The following is a 19,070-nucleotide window of genomic DNA, read 5'->3' on the forward strand; positions in this document are numbered from 1 at the left end:
AGACCTTATTCTAAACCGACGTATTTGAAGTCAAAGCTGACATCAAACGGTTTCCACCAGCGACCGACGCCCGTTTCACCATCGGTGTGACGGTGCATACCGGCTTTTGATGGTGGATCGATGTGATAAGTCACTTTGTAGTTGCCCACGCCCATCATTTTGATGTTCGCGCCGTAGTGTGGGCCATCGCTGGCAACCATCGGCATGAAGGTACCTTCCTGCTTGGCACCGGTATCGGTGTTGGTCAGGGTATAAGCGATAGTCAGGAACGGCATCCACTCACCGGCACCGAAGCCGTTTTTGTTGCCTTCAGCTGCGTGAATATCGGCCTCCAGATGGATATCCGCTTTCGCAGCAGGCAAGCCCATTCCACGCGGTTCCATATCGATAGGCTGCAGATAAACAGCAGCAATTTCCATTTCGTTCATGGAAACCGGCTCACCTGCTGGATATTCTTTAAACGCCAGCGCGGCAGGCGCGGTGAAAATACCGGCAATAACGGCACCCGCGATCAGACTTTTTTGCATATTCATCAAACCCATCCTCATCTCAGTCGTCCCTACTCACTTAATTCGCTAAGCGATTGGGATTGTTATGGTTATTTTCTGCTCTTATTGCTTTCAGTATTACATTACCGTCGGATGCTTTCTTTATCAGACGGCAGACGCTCTACGTTGCATCACCCACAGGGCGATTAACGCCGCGACAACCAGTACACCCTGTGGAATCAGTGTTTCCACATAAGGATAAATGCCCAGCCAGCTGATCTCCGGTACGCCGGTCAACAGCGTCGGCTCAAATAGTTTTCCTTCGATCAGTTCCAACACGCCCTTACCCGCAAACACAAACGCCATCAGGTACATAAAGCAGCCGGTAAACATAAAGAACGGCTTCAGCGGCAGTTTGACGATGGTGTAACGCATCAGGAGATAAGCGATAAACAGAATCACACAGCCGATGGCAAACCCGGCCAGAATAGAGAGGTGACCTGCCATATTGCTGGCATCGCCGACCAGCGCGTAATAGAACAGTACGGTTTCCGCCCCTTCGCGGTACACCGCCAGAAAGCTGGTCAGCCACAGGCCGATCATGGAACCGCTGCTCAGCGAATGGGACAGCTTGCCTTCCAGATAGGCCTTCCAGTGTCGCGCTTCGACTTTGGACAACAGCCAGTAGCTCATGAAGAACAGCATCACCACGGCGATCAGCATCGTAATGCCTTCCAGCAACTCACGGCTGGCACCGGAATTAGTGAACACAAGCTGGAAGATGACAGCGGTAATCACGCTACACAGCAGCGCGACATAAACCGACTGGCGAATCAGCGGCAGTTTGTCCTGCTGATTGTTCTTCACCAGATAGGCCACGATCGCCGCCACAATCAGCAAGCCTTCCAGACCTTCGCGCACAATAATCAGCAAACTGTAGATCAACAGACTCCAGTGCGTTTCATCACCGTCGCCCAGCATGGTGACTGCCTTCGCCAGTTCCTGCTGCAACGCATCGGCCTGCCCTTGCAACTGCTCAACTGGCTGTTTGGCATTCATCAGGCTTACCAGACGAGTGAAATAGCCTTCCAGCGTAGATTTGAACGCCGCATCGCGAGAACCAATTTTGTTCTCCATGCCGGTGGCTTCAAACAGATCGAAATAGGTATCCTGCACCGCCATGATGGCGGGTTTGACCTGACCCTGACGGTACTGCGCAATCGCGGCAGCAATGGCCTGATTTATATCATCAGAAATTTTCGCCCAGTTGGCATCCGGTACGGCTCTCGTATCGGCGTTCGCGGCAGGCGTTGCCGTCGCCTGCTGGCTGTCGCGCGTAGTCGGCAATCCCGGTAAGACATCTTCGATGTCCTGTAACAGCGTAGTCACCCGATAGGCGACGTCCGTCAGTTGATCGGGCTGACCAGCTAGCGTAATCAGTGCGGAGAATTGTTGATTAATGGAAGCGGCCTGCTGCGCCGAGCGATTCTGCCTGACCGACATCTCCATTTCAGAGTTTTTAAACCCCTGATAGTGCGCCTGCTGCACGCTCTGGCTAGCCTTTTTGTAATCACCGGCCTGATATTCAGTCACGGCCTGCGCGAGCTGGTCATCGATGATTTTAAAACTCTGCTGCCAGTACGGTGCGATGTCGGTGTTGTCATAGGCACCGTGCTGCTCCTGCGCAACCAGCTTGTGCCCTTCCGACAGCACGGGCAGCACGGCATCCAGCTCGCCTTTCAGCCATGAAATCTTTGCCTGTACCTCGGCCTGCGGCTTTCCTTCGCCAATCATGCGGCGAATTTCACCGAATGTGGCTTCCAGTTGATAGCTTTTTTGTGCGGAAATGTTGATGCGGATAGGACCTTCGAGGTTTTCAAATACCTCGAAATAGGCCATCTGAACTTCGGTGCGGGCATCATCCGGCTTTTGCTGCTCATAGAGCTGCGCCGTTTTATCCAGCCGGGTTTCGATATCCTGAATAAATGAAGCGTAATCGGTCGCGGCAACTGCCGCTGAACAACTAAACAGCCAACACAACAACAGAAGCGTTTTTTGCCAGATAGACATAAGCGAGTGATGAAGCACAAATGATATTTATTCTTATTATCACTTTGAAGTCACGATCTGTCTTGATTTACGTCACGAAAATATCAGCAATAAAGACTTTAGTTTGTAACAAATAATTTCAACACTGCCTTGATGCCAAAAAAACCACCACCTTCTCATAATCCCAGAATAATACGGTTTTTTTGATCGCAAAAACCGCAAAACACTCCATAAAAAATAGAGCAATAAATATGCCAAAAACAGTAAAAAACCACCTTCCCGCTAGAGACTCCTATCTCAAAATGGCATTTCTTTACACTAACAAAGTCAAGTTTACAGAGAGAAATGCCATTTTCCCTCTGTAATCCAAAGCATTACATGCGTCACGAGTCGCGCTTTTCACCACCCTGTTCGGGCGATTAACCATAGCATTCAAATAAACCTGGCATTCGGGCGATAACCAGAGACCAACAGAACCCGACGGCGTCTTTCCGCCCGGTTCATCGCCAGCCTCATGGCTTATCTCGTCTTCAGCATCTGCCCGAGCGGCCACGCTCTGTCACGCATGTAACCCGCAGCGGATCAAAATTTTTCCCATCCTTCACCGTTGCGGCCATGTGCAGACAGCAGTGGTGTGGTGCCCTGCCCGACAACGCGATGAACGGGTGCGGCGACCGCTGGACGGGAAAAAGACGTTGCCGGATCGCAATCTGAATCTAGATCGAACACATCCACCACAGCGGACAGTTCGCTGGTTTGTTCATCCAGGCGGGCGGCCGCGGCGGCCGACTGCATCACCAACGACGCATTCTGCTGCGTGACGCTGTCCATTTCGTGCACTGCCTGGCTAATCTGCGTAATACCGCGTGTTTGTTCATCCGTTGCTGCGGCAATTTCACCAATCAGATCGTTAAAATGCGAAATGGAAGAAATAATTGCCGTCATCGCTTCACCGGACTGCCGAACCTGCCCTGCCCCGGTTTCAACCCGAGAAACCGATTCCGCAATCAGCGCTTCAATCTCTTTCGCCGCCTGCGCACTACGCTGCGCCAGTGTACGTACTTCACCGGCCACCACGGCAAAACCTCGTCCTTGCTCCCCCGCACGCGCGGCTTCCACCGCCGCATTCAGCGCCAGAATATTGGTCTGGAAAGCGATGCTGTTAATCACAGAGGTAATATCGGAGATTTGTCGGGAACTGGCGCTAATGTCATCCATCGTCGCCATCACGTTGGTGCTGATCGTTCCGCCTTTTTGCGCCATATCCGCCGCATCCTTAGCCAGCTTACGCGCTTGATGTACGTGATCGGTGGTTTGCCGTACCGTGGAGCTAATTTCTTCCATACTGGCAGCCGTTTGCTGCAATGCTGCGGCCTGCTGCTCCGTGCGGCTGGAAAGATCATCGTTGCCATCCTTAATGCTCGATGTCCCGTTATTGATTTCCGTCGTGCTCTGCCGGATCACGGTCACCGTATCGCGCAAACTTTTCTGCAACCGCTTGATGTCGGGAATCAATCGTCCCGCACAGTTCCTGCCGAACTCCGCCAGTTCACAGCCTAAGCGGCCCGCCGTGAGTTGCGCCAGATGGGATTTAAGCACTGAAATCGGAATAACCAGATAGTTCCTCAAATAGTATTCCGTGAAAATCAACACGATGAGACCAATAACCATCACGGCAATCATCGCGTTACGGTTTTGGGTGTTGTGTTCATTCACGCTTGGAATCAATGAGGAGGCGGTAATGCCGTCCGAATAGCGTTTGATGTCTTCACCAAATGCCAGGCTAATGGACGGATACACGGAGCGAAATATCTGCCGAAACCCTTCGTAATCATTACGTTGTAGCGCCGCGTTCATCGGATCTATCGCAGTAGCAATGAGCGTACTCCACGTCTTGCTTACTGCATCAACCGTTGCGGGCTCGACGCCAACGTGCTCTGCCGTTTGGAATTTCTCCAGAGAATCTTTGGTATTTTTTAGCGCAATCTGTGCCATGTCCAACGTCTGTTTGGCGTTTTCTGGCTCGTTACGCTGCAAATAATCCATCGTTCTTTCCATACGAGTTACGGCCCGAAAATATTGATCGGCTCCATAGACCAGATGGGAATACGTTTTTCGCTGAGTCTCACTTTTATCAAGCAGATTGGTGACCTGATAAAGCGAGTAAAGACTAAATCCTGATGCCACTCCCCACGCTACTAGCAGGGAAGCCACTATGACCAGCACCATTATTTTTATGCTGACATTTTTTAGAAATTCCATAATGCACTCCGCGACGTTAACAAATATTTCCCGCCCGCACACTCTGTCGGAAAAGTATTTACTTTTTACTCATGACGGTGCCGCCCGTTGTACCGCGCCCTTATCCCACGCGATCGAACAGACGTTCTGGAATTCCCTGATTAATGACCCAGTAGATGGGAAACTATGCTAAAAACCAAAAAATACAACTCGTTATCTTCCTTGAGATACCCGTCTCCATCGTTTTAAACAGCCGATAGCCATCACGACCACAGCCAAAGCGGTGGCATGTAGAGTTAATATCGTCCAAAACAGTATAGGCATTAACGGATAAAGAGGATGAATACGCTGTCACCTTATTTTCCAGACGAATGTCCTATAGAAAAAGGTCGCCGCACTCAACGCATTAGGCCGGTTTGTCATCGCACTGAGCATGACCACGATCAGTAAATTAATTTTCTTTATCGGTGATTATCGAAGGTTAGATGACTGCATCAACAGCCAGCAATAAGAATGCAGTTATTACGATCCAAAACTCAGCTTTGGAGAATAATCATGCAGAAAGTGCTTACCGTCTGCCCGTATTGCGGGTCGGGCTGCAAAATTAACCTGCTGGTAGAGAACGGCAAAGTGGTTGGTGCGGAAGGGGCAAACGGCGTCACCAACGAAGGTGAGCTGTGCCTGAAAGGCTATTACGGCTGGGATTTTCTTAATGACACGAAAATTCTGACGCCGCGTTTAAAGCAGCCGCTGATCCGACGTCAGAAAGGCGCCCCCTTTGAAGCCGTGTCCTGGGAGGAGGCTATCGGCTTCGCCAGCTCCCGACTAAAGGCTATTAAAGAGAAGTACGGTGCCGAGTCGATTATGCACACGGGCTCGTCACGCGGCCCCGGCAATGAAACGAACTACGTGATGCAGAAATTCGCCCGGGCGGTCACTGGAAATAATAACGTCGACTGCTGCGCCCGACTCTGCCACGGCCCTTCGGTCGCCGGGCTACAGGTTACGCTGGGCAATGGCGCAATGAGCAATTCCATCTGCGAAATTGAAAAAACCGACTGCATCCTGATTTTTGGCTATAACGCCGCGGACTCACACCCCATCGTGGCACGTCGGATCCTGAAAGCCAAAGCACGCGGGGCAAAAATCATCGTGTGCGATCCGCGCCATATTGAAACTGCCCGCATCGCCGATCTGTGGCTGCCGCTGAAAAATGGCTCCAACATGGCGCTGGTCAACGCTTTCGCCAACGTACTGATTAACGAAGGCCACTACGATAAGGCTTATGTCGCTCGTCATACCGAAGGCTTCGAGGAATTCAGCCAGACCGTTGCGAAATACACGCCAGAATATGTTGCCGACATTACTGGCCTGTCGCCGAAAGTGATTCGGGACGCGATGCGCATGTATGCCGCCGCGCCATCCGCCACTATTCTCTGGGGAATGGGCGTGACCCAATGGGGGCAAGGTGTTGATGTGGTCAAAGGACTGTCCGGTCTGGCGCTGCTGACCGGCAATCTGGGACGTCCGAACGTCGGCGTCGGGCCAGTGCGTGGGCAAAACAATGTACAAGGCGCCTGCGATATGGGGGCGCTGCCCAATATGTTCCCCGGTTATCAAAAAGTCACGGATAAGGCGGTGCTGGCTAAATTTGCTGATGCCTGGGGCATGTCTGAACTCTCTGACAAAGTAGGTTACTCGCTGACCGATCTCCCACACAAAATACAGGAAGGGAAAATCAGGGCCAATTATGTAATGGGTGAAGATCCGCTGCAAACCGAGCCGGACCTGTCGATGCTGCGCGATGCCTTTAACGAACTGGAATTGCTGATCGTGCAGGACATCTTCATGACCAAAACCGCCGCGATTGCCGATGTGATTTTACCTGCAACCTCCTGGGGCGAGCATGAAGGGGTCTATACCGCGGCCGACCGGGGATTCCAGCGCTTTTATAAGGCTGTCGAGCCACAGGGCGATGTGAAACCCGACTGGGAAATCATCAGCCTGATGGCAACGGCGCTCGGCTATCCAATGCACTATCGCAACACGCAGGAGATCTGGGATGAACTGCGAGCACTCTGCCCCCTGTATTACGGCGCGACCTACGAGAAAATGGCGGGACTGGGCTATGTGCCCTGGCCATGCCCGACGGAAGACAGCCCCGGAACGCCGTGGCTGTATGCCGGCAACCGTTTCGATCGCCCCGGAGGGAAAGCCCTGCTGTTGACGGCCGAATGGCGACCGCCGATGGAGTTAGTGGACGAGGATTATCCGCTGGTATTGTGCACCGTGCGCGAAGTCGGCCACTATTCCTGCCGATCCATGACAGGCAACTGCACGGCATTACAAACACTGGCGGATGAACCCGGCTATGTGCAGGTTAGCCCATACGACGCCGAACGCTTAGGCATCCGCGATCAACAGTTGGCCTGGATCTCATCGCGACGCGGCAAGGTTATCTCTCGCGTTGCCGTCAGCGAGCGCATCAATAAAGGTGCCGTGTATATGACCTACCAATGGTGGATCGGTGCCTGTAATGAACTGACGTTAGATCACCTCGATCCGGTCTCTAAGACGCCGGAATACAAACACTGCGCCGTTAAGCTGGAGGCAATTGACGACCAGCAAGCGGCGGAGAACTACGTACAGCAGGAATACAGCCAGTTGAAAGATCGGCTGCGTACTACCGCAGAAAACGTCAACTAATCTCCCTTGCCTAAGCCGCCTGGCACAAGCCGTGGCGGCTTAGGAAATACACAGAGCCCAAAAAAACATATGTGATTCAGAAAATATCCGCTGGTTTAGACAACGTTTAACTCTTCTCTCCGATAATATCTTTCTTCACTTTATCGCCTTGTAAATATTTATTAACGAAAGTGGGTGAATTTCCGTTAATCGATAATAAATTTCTACGCAGCCATTAAATTTTTACACCGATTTTTATCTTTTAAAATTATTTTAGTCATCGCATCCCTTCTCTCCGCCACATTGTTTTTTATTCTAATTTAGCGCAATTTGCGTTTCATTTTACAATGATTTAATTTGTTTTTAACAAAAAGAGCCCCCTGCTAGCCGTAGCGTGCAAGTCGCTTAACATCATGCCAAACAATCGGTTAGATTCCAGCCAGCGGGGATAAAAGGAATATTATTATTGCTCGCATAGAGGTCGTATATGTTACCGATTACCTTATCTCTTCCTCATTATCTGTCATTTATTATTCGTCTCGACCCCGGAAGCTAACCTCCTCCTTTTATCTGTATTTCCTCTGAACGTCGCTGACATCGGGAAATACCTTAACACTCTCCATTTTGATATGCGGTTATAAAAACCGTACGGCTTTTGGCACCCAAAATCCGCCGCAGAGAAAGGCTGCAAGTTATTCGGAAAATAATAAAAACAGGAGATTCACTGTGCTCACTATTCTCGGTTTCTCTATGGTCATCTGCTTTATGTACCTGATCATGACCAAGCGAATGTCTGCGCTTATCGCGCTGATTCTTGTCCCTACGCTGTTTGCGCTGGCGGCAGGTTTCTATCAGGGTCTGGGAGCGATGATGCTGGACGGCATCAAAACGCTGGCGCCAACGGGCGTTATGCTGACGTTCTCTATTCTCTACTTCGGCATCATGATCGACGCCGGGTTATTCGATCCACTGGTACGCTTCATTCTCCGCCTAGTTAAAGGCGACCCGCTGAAGGTGTTGGTTGGCACCGCCGTATTAACCTTAATGGTTGCGCTGGACGGCGACAGTACAACAACCTACATGATCGCGATTGCCGCATTTCTGCCGCTCTATCAGCGGTTGGGTATGAGCGTGCTGGGGTTGACTTGTCTGGTTAACATCGCCAGCGGCGTAATGAACCTTTCTCCCTGGGGCGGCCCTACGGCACGCGCCGCCGCCGCATTGCGCGTTGATGCGCTGGACGTTTTTCTTCCAATGCTTCCCGCGATTATTCTAGCCAGCCTGACGCTGGTCGGTGTGGCGGTGTTTTTGGGGCTACAGGAGCGTAAACGGTTGGGGATCATTGATATCAGTGAATTCCAGAATGCCTCGATCAATCTCGGCAACGGTAGCGATGAAGAAAGCCACGCCAATCGTCGTCCTAAGATGTTCTGGCCTAACTTTATTCTAACCACCCTGCTTCTGGTGTTTCTGGTGATCGGCCTTCTGCCGATTCAGGTGCTGTTTATGCTCGGCTTCGCCATCGCCGTTATGCTCAACTATCCCAAGCTGGAGGAGCAAAAAGCGCGGATCGGTTCACACGCGGCTAACGTGTTAGCGGTGACCTCGCTCATTTTCGCCGCGGGGATTTTTACCGGGATTTTATCCGGCACGGGAATGGTAGATGCCATGGCGAAAAGTCTGTTACAGGTGATACCAGAAAGTTTCGGCCCGTATCTTGCGGTGTTCACCGCACTCATTAGCCTACCCTTTACTTTTTTGATGTCCAACGACGCTTTCTATTTCGGAATCTTACCGGTTATCGCTCAGACGGCGGTCAACTATGGTATCACCCCGGAGGAGATCGCCCGTGCATCGATTGTCGGCCAGCCGTTCCATCTGCTCAGCCCGCTCGTGCCGTCGCTCTACCTGCTGGTCAGTCTGGCAAAAGTGGACATCGGCGATCACCAGCGCTTCGCCATCAAATGGGCGATTTTCGTCAGCCTGTCGCTGCTGGTCGGTGGTATTGTCTTCGGCGCATTTCCGTTCTATCACCAGTAAACCAGAATTGCTCCGGTCTGACCGGAGCATGCTCCGCAGACGAGTGAACGTTGCTGACCAGCAACCTAACGATCCCCGTAATACCCTAAACGACATAGCAGGATAGCGATGGCTTTAACTCCCCTACAGACAAGGATTGTCAGGCAGATTGTCGCCCATATTCGCCGCGAACAGTTACCTCTTGGTACGCATCTGATCGAATCATCATTAGCGCAGGTGCTGAACGCCTCGCGCACACCGGTGAAAGCTGCGCTGCTGTATCTGACGGAAAAAGGCATGCTGCATTATCACCGTAACCGAGGGTTTTATCTTGACCGTCATGCGCATGAATTAGGTCATCTGGTCACCGAGTTAGCCACCAGCAGCGAAGACCCGCTCTATCAGAAGATTGTCGATATGCGCCTCGCCCGCCGCTTGCCGGAACAGTTTTCAGAAGTGGAACTGATGCGGGAATGTCAGGTGTCCCGTTGCGTGCTGCGTAACGTCCTGACACGTATTCAGCAGGAAGGTTGGCTGGAGTTTCGCACCGGACAGGGCTGGCGAACCACGCCGATTATCGATTCCGTCGCCGCCTATGAGGAGAGTTTTACCTTCCGTCTGCTGGTCGAACCGGTCAGTCTGCTGTCGCCGCAGTTTCATATCGATCGGCAAACGCTCGACGCCTGCCGTAAGCAGCAGGAAGACATTCTGAACGGTGGTTATCTGACGCTCACGCCCCATGAAATGTTCGATGCCAATACGCACTTTCATGAAACGCTGCTCGCCTGTAGCGGCAACCGTTTCGCTCACCATAGCTTGCAAAGAATCAATCAATTACGGCGTCTGGTGGAATATCGACAAGGCAGCCCGGTCTTCAATCCCAAGCGGCTGGAACAGATTGCCGAGCATTTGGACATTCTTGATTGCCTGCAACGAGGAGAACGCGAAACGGCGGCAGAGCGGATGAAGAAGCATCTGGAAAAAGCCTGCCACGATAAAGTCAGCACTGAGCTTTTCCGCTGAAATAACCAACAGCGAGGTCTAAAATCATCGGTAACATATGTTTAAAAAATAAAAAACACCATTTTAAACATCCTAAACGCCTAAATAGTTACAAATGGAAACATGTAGAGCAATAATTAGACTTTACATCAACAGCACAAAAATGAAACACAGATAACAAATAGAAAGTCACGATTTAAATAATTAAAAAATTATTTTATTCATAAAATAACCTGTATATAAAGTTTTCGTTAATTGTTCTTTTATTTTTACTTAATCTTTAAGTAATTCACCATATGTTTTATTGATGTGCAGCCACATATCATTAGCAACACTAATTCAACACCTTACCCTACCCGTTACGACCAACGAAAAAATCACTTAACTCACTGTTTAATAATGAATTAATAAAAACCGCTCGTTGTATACGATCTGCGCACCACATCCCCATTTATCATTATAAGCGACATGGATATGCATTTTTCGCATGACAAAGATCACAATTACATAACAATCCGCAGAAAAAAAATGTAAAAAGCAAGAATCGTTGTAATATCGGCGGGCAGACACAACACCCCAATAACAGGTTCGGGTGAGGAATTGGTGTATTCAGGGAAATCACCAACCATCACGCGGCAATAATATTGTGTTGTCTGAATCAATTCATCAACATGAGGTTTATATGCAAAGGCAGAAGTTACTTGTACAGATAGTCTTGGCTATCGTCCTGGGAATATTAATCGGCTGGGCTTGCCACCAATATCTTGATGGCAGTCGAGCAAAAGAAGTCGCATCCTATTTCAACATGGTGACCGATATCTTCCTGCGCCTGATTAAAATGATCATCGCGCCACTGGTCTTCGCTACGCTGGTTTCCGGCCTGGCAAGCATGGGAGGAAATTCTTCTGCCGTTGGTCGTATCGGTATGAAAGCGATGATCTGGTTTGTCAGCGCATCGTTCATCTCTCTCCTTATCGGTATGCTCTTCGCTAACCTGTTCCAACCTGGCGCAGGCATGAATCTCGAAATCCCCGTTCAGCATGTTGCGACTGGCCTGAATACGGACGGATTTACGCTTAAGAGCTTCATCAGCCATATCTTCCCGAAAAGTATCGTAGAAGCGATGGCGAACAACGAGATCCTGCAAATTCTGGTGTTCTCTCTGTTCTTCGGCTCCGCGCTTGCCTATGTTAAAGGCAAAAACAAGCACGCAACGACGATCATTTCCATGATCGAAGAGCTGACCAAAGTGATGTTCCGCGTGACTGACTACGTAATGGCGCTGGCTCCTATTGCTGTCTTTGCCGCAATCGCTTCCGCGATTACCACGCAAGGTCTGGGGCTGCTTTACGACTTCGGTAAACTGATCGGTGAGTTCTACCTCGGCTTGGCCGTGCTGTGGGGCGTTCTGTTCCTGGTTGGCTACCTGTTCCTGGGTAAAGCTATCGTTACGCTGGCGAAGCTGATTCGTGAACCTACCATGCTGGCTTTCGCCACCGCGAGCAGTGAATCCGCTTATCCAAAAACAATGGAAGCACTGACCAAATTCGGCGTGCCGAAAAAAGTCACCAGCTTTGTATTGCCTCTTGGTTACTCGTTCAACCTCGACGGTTCCATGATGTACCAATCCTTTGCGATTCTGTTTATCGCACAGGCTTATAACATCGATCTGAGCATTACCCAGCAAATCCTGATCCTGCTGACGCTGATGATCACCAGTAAAGGGATGGCGGGCGTCGCGCGTGCTTCCATCGTCGTGGTTGCCGCAACGCTGCCGATGTTCAGCCTGCCGGAAGCCGGTATCCTGCTGATTATCGGTATTGACCAGTTCCTGGATATGGGCCGTACCGCAACGAACGTCATCGGTAACAGTATCTCTACCGCCGTTGTGGCCAGTATGGAAAAAGACATCCACGATGATGATGAGGAAACGGAGGTGGCTGACGAAGTCGTCGCCTATAAAGAACCTCAGCAGGCCACGCAAAATAGCTAATGCTAAATGAGTGAATGTCTGATCATAGCGGCCTGCGGGCCGCTATTTTTTTATCTCTCGTCGCACTATCGCGACGTTTATAGTCCAGAGCTCGATGACAGCCCTTTCATATAACGCCAGAACTTCTCAGAAGCCACATTCAGTCGTGCATCAAGGCGATACAGGTAAACGCCCATGCGGATCACCGCATTTTCCATACTCAGGATCGTCAGCTCTTTATTTTTCAGCTCTTCCTGAATGGAATAGTCCGGCAGCCAGGCAATGCCATAACCTTTTTTCGTCATGCGTTTGAGCAAGTCGCTCATCGAAGAGACGAAGTTGACCGTAAACTTATCGCTATCAACGCTGGATAAATAACGGCTAACCTGACGCCCCATGTAGCTGGTCTCGGTATAGTTGAGTAACGGCACCGATGAAGCGCTCACATCAAACAGCGGCTTCCCTGCACTATCACACGCGCAAACCGGATAAAGCCTGGATTCCAGTATCTTCTCGTGCATGAAGGGCTCCCCCATCAGATCCTCATTGTAGAATGAGAAAATGAAGTCGCTGCGCCCTTCTTTGAGATTCAGTACCGCTTCATCCACATCGATCGATTCCACATAGAAGATTTTTTCCTGCGGATCCGGCACGTCTTTTAACAGCTCCGGCATGATGAAGACCGACAGCGAATGCGCCGCTGCGATGGTGATCTTATTTTTGTAATTATCTCCACCGTGCAGCTTGTTGAGCTGATATTCCAGATCGTCCAGCGTATTACGGATATAGGCGTGGAACACGCGGCCCTGTTCGGTCAATTGCAGCGGCAACGCGCTACGGTCGAAAATATCAAACCCAACCGCCGCTTCCAGCGCCTGAATACGCCGGCTAAATGAGGATTGAGAGATATTCCGCTTCTCCGCCGCCAGCGTAAAACTCCGGTGCTCTTCCAGCATGATAAAGTCATAGAGCCACTTGGTTTCGATATTGTTCAGCATCACCCCTCACTCAAAACGCGCAGCGTCATATTTTCGTTCCCTATGCCAACGTTCTATATCTGCCAACGGCCGACATCGCCAATAAAGATGCTCCCCACTATACACCGTTAAAATCAATAAAAGCATAGGGATGACAATAGTTATGCAAATCCCACATAGGAGATGGGAATTTAGCAATTCACATTGCCAAGCAGTATGCGATTATCCTTTTAATTTCATAATGCTACAGGGTAAACAGCATGAACAGTCTCGTGGGAATTCTTGGTGGTATGGGGCCGGGTGCGACCGTCGATGCGATGCAAAAACTGATCAAAAACACGCCAGCGTATCGGGATCAAGACCATATTCCCATGATTGCGGTGTCTATTCCTGATATCCCTGACAGAACAAAATGCATCCTTCAGCACAGCGCATCGCCGCTGGAGAAAATGCTGCAGTATATGAAAATTCTCGAAAATGCAGGCGCTGAGTGCATCATTATCCCGTGTAATACCGCGCACTATTGGTTTAATGAATTAAAACAGCAGTGCCGTGCGGAAATGATCAGCATTATTGATGTGACCTGTCAGGCGATTAAACATGCCAACACCACACGCGTCGGTCTGTTAGCGACGACAGCGACGGTCAAAGCGAGAATTTATCAGGACAACCTGATTACCGATCATATTGAGTGCTTCACGCCGGATGATGCTGACCAACACCAGGTAATGGAAAGTATCTACTCGTATAAATCCGGTGATATTGCCGGTGCCTATCGCATGCTGTCCCCCGTAAAAGATCGCCTGTTACACGCTGGCGTCGAGAAAATTATTCTGGGTTGCACCGAGCTTCCTCTGATTCTGGAGCAGGAAGTCAAAACGTCACCGCAGCATTATGTCGATGCGACGGAAGAGTTAATAAAGAAAACGGTCGAGTGGTATTTTACCCACAGCCCGAGAAATAATATTGCCGCCTAACGTGCGACGGAGCATATCACTCCTGCAACTCGCTGCCGCCAAGTGCTACAGCCAGATCGTTGGCGGCTTGCAGCCTCTGTTGCCACAATGTGCTGGATGCCAACTCCGCGCTATAAAACACATTTTGTGCGTTTAGCAAACGCTGTAGATCCTCAGCACCCGCTCTGTAGCGGATCTCAGCGAGTCTTAGCGAGTCCTGTGCCGCTGCCAGTTGTGCATCTTGCCAGCGCTGCTGCTGCTGTAAATTCAACATTGCGTGGAGCGCCGTTTCGACGTCACCAAAAGCCGTCAACAGCGCTTCGCGGTAGGCGTTAAGTGCAATTTTTCGGTTAATTAAGGCAAGACGCTGATTATCCACTCGAGCGGATCGATCCCAAATCGGTAACGAAATCTCCAGACCGCTGCCCCACCCTGGCGCTAGCCGAAATAACGGATTTAGTCCCGTCGCGCTCACGCTGGAGGTCGCCGAGAGGGAAATCGAGGGAAACATTGCGGCTCTCGCCGCATCAATATTGGCACCCGCAGCAGCCAATTTGGCTTCTGCACTTAACAGATCGGGGCGCTTGTGCATGAGGTCCGCAGGAAGACCGCTGCCAATATCTGGCATGCGGAGATCTTCAATATGCTGGCTGGGCTGTATTAATTCCTGCGGCGTTTTATCGAGTAACGCCGCCAGCGTTTTGCTGACCTGCCGAGATTGCTGATGCAGTTGCAGGAGCATCACTTCCATTCCCGCAACAAAGGATTGTTGTTGAGCAAGGTCGAGTCTCGCGACAGCGCCAGCGGCATATTTAGTCTCCACAAGGGCCAGTAATCTGCGGCTAATGTCCAAATTTTTCTCGGCCAGCGCGATCTGACGACGGATGCCGAGCAGCGCTAAATATTGGGTAATTACTGACGAACGCAACATTAATGCCGTCGCGGAAACATCATAAGATGCCGCTCGCCACAACGCTTCATTGCTATAAGAGGCAGCGTGTTTCGCTCCCCAAACATCTGGAGAATAAGATAACGACAGGTTAGCGCCATAGCTTTTGTTCCGCTGATGCTCTCCCCAAACGCCCGAAAGATTCTTAGAAAATGCGCTATTCACCTCTGGTGTTTTCGCCATCTGGCTACTCTGCCATTGGATACGAGCTTGTTCCATGTTCTGGCGAACAGTATCAAGATTACGATTGGCTAGCAGCGCCCCTTCCAACAGCGTGTTCAACTCCTGACTGCCAAAAGCCTTCCACCACCCCTTATCTGGCGGCTTCAGCGCTGAAGCCGCGTCTATTGACCAGGTATCCGGTAATTCGGAAACGGCATCATCAGGAACGGGTAATAACGTACAGCCCGCACATAGCATCCCCATCAATACATAGCTGAATTTCGCTAGTGTCCTCATTCCTGGTTCAGCGCCATAACGGGATCGAGTCGGGCCGCTTTACGTGCGGGTAAATACCCAAACAGGAGTCCGGTGACAATTGCACTACAAAAAGAGAGCAAAGCAGGGAAAAAACCCAGTGCGACGGGTTTGCCGAAAGTGTGAACAACGTGAGCAAGCAAATAGCCCGCCAGTAGCCCCACCACGCCACCACTCAATGCCAGAATGACGGCCTCCCACAGAAACTGGAACTGGATATCCTGCTGACGGGCACCGACAGCCAGACGAATACCAATCTCCCGCGTACGCTCTGCAACAGACATTAACATCACGTTCATCACACCAATTCCGCCCACCAGCAATGAAATCGCGGCAATTGAACCCAACATGGCCGTCATGATATCCATCGATGCTTCCTGAGAGCGCAAAATAGCCGCCCGGTTGATGATGGTGAAATCAGGGCGCTGATGACGTGCAGACAGTAGATCATTCACCTCGCTTTCCACGCGTCTGACTGTTTGTAAGGAACGAGCCTTCACTGTCACGCTGTCGATATTCTGCCGTCCGATGACACGCAAACTTCCTGTACCAAAAGGCACGATAACAGCCTGATCAAGATTCCCGTTCATATCAGCCCCGCCTTGAGGAGCAAGAACCCCTACCACCGTGAACGGAATATTGTTCAATAGAATGTCGCTGCCTACCGCGTTTCCAGAAGGAAAACTGCGCTGCGCGACCTCTGCACCCAGCACAGTGACGGACATATTCGCGTATTCGTGCAAAGGCATAATAAATGCCCCTGCGCCTAGCCCCCAGTTATTGACCACCATCGCCTCGGCCGTCGTAGCAATAACGGCACTTTTTAAATTAAACGCGCCTTGCCGCACGGTAGCCTGTCCGGTCAGCATGGGAATGACCGCGTCGATATCTGGTAGTTGCTTAAGCGCTTCAATATCCGCATCAGTAATACGCCCCGCCGCCACATCAGCATCAATGCTCTGCGGAATGACGGTCATTAGCGTGCTGCCCAGCCGCGATAAGGTTTTTGACATTTCTTGCCGAGCGCCTTCCCCAATCCCAAGCATCACGAAAATAGAGGCAATACCGATAGCAATCCCCAGCAATGTCAGCGCACTGCGCAATGGAGAAAACAGCAGAGTCCGCCAAGCCTGACGCAGTAACGCATAGCGGTCAGTTTTCCCTCCCGCCGCAACAAGCCAATGCGTGTTCATTGTCTCTGCCGGGGCAGAGGCAGCACGGACGGTATCAGAAACAATGCGTCCATCGCGCAATTCGATCACACGGCGGGCGCGATTCGCCACATCTGGGTTATGTGTGACTAAAATAACGGTTCTTCCTGAGGCCGCCAGCGTCTCCAATAACACCAGTACCGACTCGCCGTTAACACTATCAAGCGCGCCCGTCGGCTCATCGGCGAACAACACATCGCCGCCGTTTATCAAGGCACGGGCGATAGATACACGTTGCTGTTGTCCCCCCGAAAGTTGCTCCGGTTTGTAGTCAAAACGATCGGATAGCGAAAGCTGGCCTAACAATGCCTGCGCATGGTCATGGCGCAACCTTTTTTCCAGGCCAGCATAGACGGTGGGAAGTTCAACATTTTCCTGCGCACTGATCCCAGGAATAAGGAAGTAACGTTGGAATACAAAACCAAAAACCGTACGACGAAGTTGTGATAATTGGTCGGCACTTAACTGGGAAACATCCTGTCCGGCAAAGCGGTAAACGCCCTGAGTCGCATGATCTAAAGCCCCCAGAATATGCATGAGTGTCGACTTCCCCGATCCAGAGGGACCAACCAGAGCGACAAACTCACCGGCATGGATAGTCAGATTGATATCCTGTAATACGCTAACGTAGCCCTGAGCCTCGTGACCATACTGCTTGCTAACGCCGGATAACGTGATTAAAGGGGAAGGATTTACCATAAGGGATGACTTTCCACAATTTGCGGCAGCGGTGGCAACAAAACATGCTCACCAAGACTCAGCCCAGAGGTGATTTGAGCCAGCACAGGGCCTTTTATACCCACCTGAACCAAACGGGGAATCGCGTTGGCACGACCGCCTTCTGGAGGGATCACCTCAACCTGAAATTGCCCATCGGGACGTAGCGTCAACGCGGAAATCGGGACGCTAATAGCCTGCTTTACCGCATTCACAACGAGGTAAACCTGAGCGCTCATGTGTGACATCAAACGGCCATCTACGTTATCAATATCAAAAAGGGCGGTATAAAATACCGTTTCCATCATGGGGTTCCCCCCTATGTTTCCGCCATTCATCGTGTTGTCCTGACTCCCTTGGGGAGCAGGCATGATCTGCTGTAACCTGGCTGTCCAACGCGCTTTCGGATAACCGAGAACACTGAAATAGACAGGCATTCCGATACGAAGACGGGGAATATCCGCTTCAGAAACACGAACGGATACCGTCATCTTTGTCAGATCGGCAATCCGCATAATGACGGGGGTTTGTTGTACTGCATTGAGCGTTTGACCGGGGCGAGCCTGTAATGACACAACCGTACCCGCGATTGGCGCATAAATCTGGGTATACCCTAGCTTGACCTTATCTCCTTTTAACGTTGACTCCGTTTGGCGTATCTGTGCCTGAAGACTTTCTAACTGCGCTTGTGCAACCCGCAAGTTGGCTTCGCTAATCTGCATATCCTGTTCGCTGGCAGCCCCTTCCATCCACATTTTTCTTTGTCGGGCATTCTGGCGCTGCGCTAATGTCAACTGCGCCGCCTGCTGGCGAATAGCTGCCTGCTGGCTATCAAGTAATGCACGATTCGCCTCAACCGTCGCGATTTGTAATTCCGGATCAATCTGCGCGACGAGCTGCCCCTTTTTGACGATCGATCCCACCGCCACAGCAATATGCTGAATCTGTCCAGAAACCTGAACCCCAACATCAACATATTGCATCGGGCTTACCTGCCCTGCTGCCGTCACCACATCGTCAATATCGGCGTAGGTAACCTCAACGCTATGGCGATTCGCAAATTCAGTCTGGCTGAAAAATAGACCTTCTCCCCAAACCGCAATAACAATACCAAGCGCCCCTAATACCAATAATAGGCCGAGCCATAGTTTTCTCTGTCGTTTATCTATTTCTGATTCCATATTTAACACTCAATACTCAGAAAATATCTAGCGCTGGCGTGTGAAAATAAAATTCACAGAAATATTTGACCAGCCCCATGATAATAAAAAAGAGCTGATCAAATAACATGTCATTTTAAATAGATGAATATATCGAATAGATGCTG

Annotated in this window: 12 protein-coding genes; 5 read left to right on the forward strand and 7 right to left on the reverse strand. The window is 50.7% G+C overall.

Features of this window, described 5'->3' with window-relative positions; genetic code table 11:
- Positions 1-5 precede the first annotated feature (5 nt).
- The 3 genes from AB8809_RS15680 to AB8809_RS15690 all read right to left on the reverse strand — a co-directional run bounded on the left by AB8809_RS15680 (position 6) and on the right by AB8809_RS15690 (position 4,799).
- On the reverse strand, positions 6-533 hold the full coding sequence (locus AB8809_RS15680) for an iron transporter (RefSeq protein WP_010285198.1): 528 nt from the start codon (positions 531-533) through the stop codon (positions 6-8).
- A gap of 120 nt (positions 534-653) precedes the next feature.
- Complete coding sequence (locus tag AB8809_RS15685; protein WP_349854873.1) at positions 654-2,558, reverse strand: FTR1 family protein; 1,905 nt, start codon at positions 2,556-2,558, stop codon at positions 654-656.
- A 561-nt stretch (positions 2,559-3,119) separates the two neighbouring features.
- A complete protein-coding gene (locus AB8809_RS15690; protein WP_332408515.1) occupies positions 3,120-4,799 on the reverse strand; it encodes a methyl-accepting chemotaxis protein in 1,680 nt (559 codons plus the stop codon).
- Positions 4,800-5,333: 534 nt separating this feature from the next.
- Here AB8809_RS15690 and fdhF point away from each other — a divergent pair.
- From fdhF to AB8809_RS15710, 4 genes are all read left to right on the forward strand, one after another.
- The gene (fdhF, locus tag AB8809_RS15695) at positions 5,334-7,484 is read left to right on the forward strand and encodes a formate dehydrogenase subunit alpha (RefSeq protein ID WP_349854876.1); all 2,151 of its coding nucleotides are present in this window, start codon (positions 5,334-5,336) and stop codon (positions 7,482-7,484) included.
- A gap of 705 nt (positions 7,485-8,189) precedes the next feature.
- The gene (locus AB8809_RS15700) at positions 8,190-9,503 is read left to right on the forward strand and encodes a CitMHS family transporter (RefSeq protein ID WP_180777191.1); all 1,314 of its coding nucleotides are present in this window, start codon (positions 8,190-8,192) and stop codon (positions 9,501-9,503) included.
- Positions 9,504-9,611: 108 nt separating this feature from the next.
- Positions 9,612-10,505 carry a GntR family transcriptional regulator gene (locus tag AB8809_RS15705; RefSeq protein WP_349854878.1) on the forward strand — a complete coding sequence of 298 codons (894 nt, stop codon included), beginning with the start codon at positions 9,612-9,614 and terminating at the stop codon, positions 10,503-10,505.
- Between the two features lie 661 nt (positions 10,506-11,166).
- On the forward strand, positions 11,167-12,477 hold the full coding sequence (locus AB8809_RS15710) for a dicarboxylate/amino acid:cation symporter (RefSeq protein ID WP_015839653.1): 1,311 nt from the start codon (positions 11,167-11,169) through the stop codon (positions 12,475-12,477).
- 77 nt (positions 12,478-12,554) lie between these two features.
- Here AB8809_RS15710 and hypT read toward each other — a convergent pair whose 3' ends face one another.
- A complete protein-coding gene (gene hypT / locus AB8809_RS15715; RefSeq protein ID WP_015839652.1) occupies positions 12,555-13,454 on the reverse strand; it encodes a hypochlorite stress DNA-binding transcriptional regulator HypT in 900 nt (299 codons plus the stop codon).
- Between the two features lie 239 nt (positions 13,455-13,693).
- Here hypT and AB8809_RS15720 point away from each other — a divergent pair, with 239 nt between their 5' ends.
- On the forward strand, positions 13,694-14,410 hold the full coding sequence (locus AB8809_RS15720) for an amino acid racemase (RefSeq protein ID WP_349854881.1): 717 nt from the start codon (positions 13,694-13,696) through the stop codon (positions 14,408-14,410).
- 16 nt (positions 14,411-14,426) lie between these two features.
- Here AB8809_RS15720 and AB8809_RS15725 read toward each other — a convergent pair whose 3' ends face one another.
- Genes AB8809_RS15725 through AB8809_RS15735 form a run of 3 tightly spaced genes read right to left on the reverse strand, consistent with a single transcriptional unit; the run spans position 14,427 to position 18,924 of the window.
- Positions 14,427-15,797 carry an efflux transporter outer membrane subunit gene (locus tag AB8809_RS15725; protein ID WP_349854883.1) on the reverse strand — a complete coding sequence of 457 codons (1,371 nt, stop codon included), beginning with the start codon at positions 15,795-15,797 and terminating at the stop codon, positions 14,427-14,429.
- A complete protein-coding gene (locus tag AB8809_RS15730) occupies positions 15,794-17,725 on the reverse strand; it encodes an ABC transporter permease (protein ID WP_349854885.1) in 1,932 nt (643 codons plus the stop codon). Before AB8809_RS15730 ends, AB8809_RS15725 begins: the two co-directional genes overlap by 4 nt.
- The gene (locus AB8809_RS15735) at positions 17,719-18,924 is read right to left on the reverse strand and encodes an efflux RND transporter periplasmic adaptor subunit (protein ID WP_349854887.1); all 1,206 of its coding nucleotides are present in this window, start codon (positions 18,922-18,924) and stop codon (positions 17,719-17,721) included. Before AB8809_RS15735 ends, AB8809_RS15730 begins: the two co-directional genes overlap by 7 nt.
- Positions 18,925-19,070: the final 146 nt, after the last annotated feature.

It is taken from the genome of Pectobacterium aroidearum, from assembly GCF_041228105.1.
GTDB lineage: Bacteria > Pseudomonadota > Gammaproteobacteria > Enterobacterales > Enterobacteriaceae > Pectobacterium > Pectobacterium aroidearum.

Coding starts and splice junctions, on each gene's coding strand:
- AB8809_RS15680 (WP_010285198.1), bottom strand. CDS start 533: ATGAATATGCAAAAAAGTCTGATCGCGGGTGCCGTTATTGCCGGTATT.
- AB8809_RS15685 (WP_349854873.1), bottom strand. CDS start 2,558: ATGTCTATCTGGCAAAAAACGCTTCTGTTGTTGTGTTGGCTGTTTAGT.
- AB8809_RS15690 (WP_332408515.1), bottom strand. CDS start 4,799: ATGGAATTTCTAAAAAATGTCAGCATAAAAATAATGGTGCTGGTCATA.
- fdhF (WP_349854876.1), top strand. CDS start 5,334: ATGCAGAAAGTGCTTACCGTCTGCCCGTATTGCGGGTCGGGCTGCAAA.
- AB8809_RS15705 (WP_349854878.1), top strand. CDS start 9,612: ATGGCTTTAACTCCCCTACAGACAAGGATTGTCAGGCAGATTGTCGCC.
- AB8809_RS15710 (WP_015839653.1), top strand. CDS start 11,167: ATGCAAAGGCAGAAGTTACTTGTACAGATAGTCTTGGCTATCGTCCTG.
- hypT (WP_015839652.1), bottom strand. CDS start 13,454: ATGCTGAACAATATCGAAACCAAGTGGCTCTATGACTTTATCATGCTG.
- AB8809_RS15720 (WP_349854881.1), top strand. CDS start 13,694: ATGAACAGTCTCGTGGGAATTCTTGGTGGTATGGGGCCGGGTGCGACC.
- AB8809_RS15725 (WP_349854883.1), bottom strand. CDS start 15,797: ATGAGGACACTAGCGAAATTCAGCTATGTATTGATGGGGATGCTATGT.
- AB8809_RS15730 (WP_349854885.1), bottom strand. CDS start 17,725: ATGGTAAATCCTTCCCCTTTAATCACGTTATCCGGCGTTAGCAAGCAG.
- AB8809_RS15735 (WP_349854887.1), bottom strand. CDS start 18,924: ATGGAATCAGAAATAGATAAACGACAGAGAAAACTATGGCTCGGCCTA.